The organism is Pseudoalteromonas sp. BSi20495 (assembly GCF_000241185.1).
Lineage (GTDB): Bacteria > Pseudomonadota > Gammaproteobacteria > Enterobacterales > Alteromonadaceae > Pseudoalteromonas > Pseudoalteromonas fuliginea.
This window is the reverse complement of the sequence record NZ_BADY01000124.1, coordinates 1-2029: the sequence shown is the minus strand read 5'-3', so window position 1 is coordinate 2029 and position 2029 is coordinate 1. Positions and strand designations below refer to the sequence as shown.

The window sequence follows — 2029 nt, the reverse complement described above, 5'->3', positions numbered from 1 at the left end:
GACACCAGAAGAATCAGACCATACCAGTGCTCAAGTACGGCTAATATGCGCAAAAGAAGGCAAGCAGCCAAAACAATTACTCCGCTTTGCAGGCATGCCACGTCAAATCATGCCAAAAGGGCTACCCTTTGAGCTTAAATCGTACCTTGAACTTGTTGAGTTAACAGGGCGTTGTATACGAGAAGACAAACGAGGGTATATTGAGAGTATACAGTTACCCTTACTCGAAAGAGTCAATATTTCCTCTGAAAACTGGTTGAAACTCACCACACAATTTACACGCGTATTTCATGGTGCAGTAGGCAGACCAATCTCACAAGCAAGTTATTGTGAAAATTTAAACAGAAAACGGCGATCAAATATTAGTAACTGCGAGAAGTTACTCGCATAAAACGTACGACTTGGCAAAAAATGAACACTGCATCATGCAGCGTATTTTCATGCGCCTAATTTAGACTTAAGAGTACAAATAACTTATTTACTGGATGAAATGAAAGTAACGCATTAGGGGCTGTTGATCTTTGTTTGAATTTTGTGCGCAAGCGATAATCTCGTATAATTTACTTCGCCAAAAACAAACCTTACGAGATTACCATGCCCCGATTAATGCTCACTGATAAGTTGTGGTCGAAGCTAAAATCAATTTTGCTTGAAGATAGAGTTTATAACAAGCTTGAACACAGACAAACGATGGAAGGAATTTTATATCGCTTACGTGTTGGTTGCCCATGGCGTGACCTCCCTGAGTGTTTTGGTTTATGGAATACTATTTACCGCCGATTTCTACTTTGGTCTAAAAAAGGAATATTAATAAGGTTGTTCAAATCATTATCCGCCAATAGTGACACTGAGTGGGAATTCATTGATGGCAGTTATGTTAAAGCACACCAACACAGTACAGGTGCTGCGTCTCAACAAGAACAAGCGATAGCATTAAGTCGTGGCGGTAATACAAGTAAAATTCATTTAGCTGTTGATAGTTATGGCTTACCAATTGAATTTATTATTACAGGCGGCGATGTTCATGATAGTAAAGTGGCAAATGAACTGATTGAATTATTGCCCGAAGGCGATTTTGTTATCGCGGACAAAGGCTATGATAGTGAAGTCATTAGAAATAAGGTTCGAGAGAGAAACTCAAGCCCAGTGATCCCTAGAAAGAAAAACTCAAAAACAGGTAATGGTGATATTGATTGGTGCTTATATAAATATAGGCATTTAGTTGAAAATGCCTTTGCAAGGCTAAAGCACTTCCGTGCTATAGCGACAAGGTACGATAAATTGAAATTACAGTTTGGGAGTATGTTAGCGCTGGCATGTGCAATGATTTGGCTACCAATGTGAAAGATCAACAGCCCCTAGTAAAAGATAAATTTTTAACCTAAAAAGTAAATCTAATAATACACCCTTGCTTGTTGATTTAGAGTGGCTGTCTAGTTACCACTTGTTATTAACCTAAAAAGTAAATCTAATAATACACCCTTGCTTGTTGAATTAGAGTGGCTGTCTATCTGTTTTACTCTACAAACTTAATCTCAAAAGATAAACATACTCTAACGACTTGGAGTCGCTATTAAATCAAGCTATAACGAACATTGCTTGTTCCTATTATTGCGCCTTAACAATCAGTAAGTTATCCTCTTAAATTAAACAAACGTTATTAGCGCTGGGTTAGGCCAGAGTATTGCTTTGTATAAATAGCTGTATAAGGCATTTTTTTAATCGACTATTAAGCATGTTCACTTTCTTTAATGTGGTTGTACTAAGTTAGAATTAAGTGAGTTACTTATTTTTAGCTCGCTTTAAAATAAGTTAGTCGTCGTATTTTTGTGAAGATTTACCCGTGTTTACCATTTATAAGTTGGTGAAGCTGCAGCATGAATGCATAACATGGGGTGTATTTTGATTAGTCCTAGGGGGATTTACTCTTTGTTACCAACAGGGATGTAAGGCAGAAGCAGTCTTTACTTTGGATAACTAACAGTGACACCCACCCTAATTTTTGCACTTTTCGAAGTTAGAGGCTAGT

The 2029-nt window shown here is 37.5% G+C and carries 1 protein-coding gene and 1 pseudogene; both read left to right on the top strand.

Going from position 1 to position 2029, the window contains the following annotated elements; genetic code table 11:
• Positions 1–391, top strand: a pseudogene (locus P20495_RS20875) (transposase); the annotation flags it as partial.
• A gap of 203 nt (positions 392–594) precedes the next feature.
• Positions 595–1344 (top strand): IS5 family transposase, encoded by a 750-nt coding sequence (locus P20495_RS05315; RefSeq protein ID WP_033016175.1) that lies wholly within the window; start codon positions 595–597, stop codon positions 1342–1344.
• Positions 1345–2029: the final 685 nt, after the last annotated feature.

Bases quoted from the DNA above. Each gene is read 5' to 3' on its own strand.
- P20495_RS05315 (WP_033016175.1), top strand. From the start codon at position 595: ATGCCCCGATTAATGCTCACTGATAAGTTGTGGTCGAAGCTAAAATCA.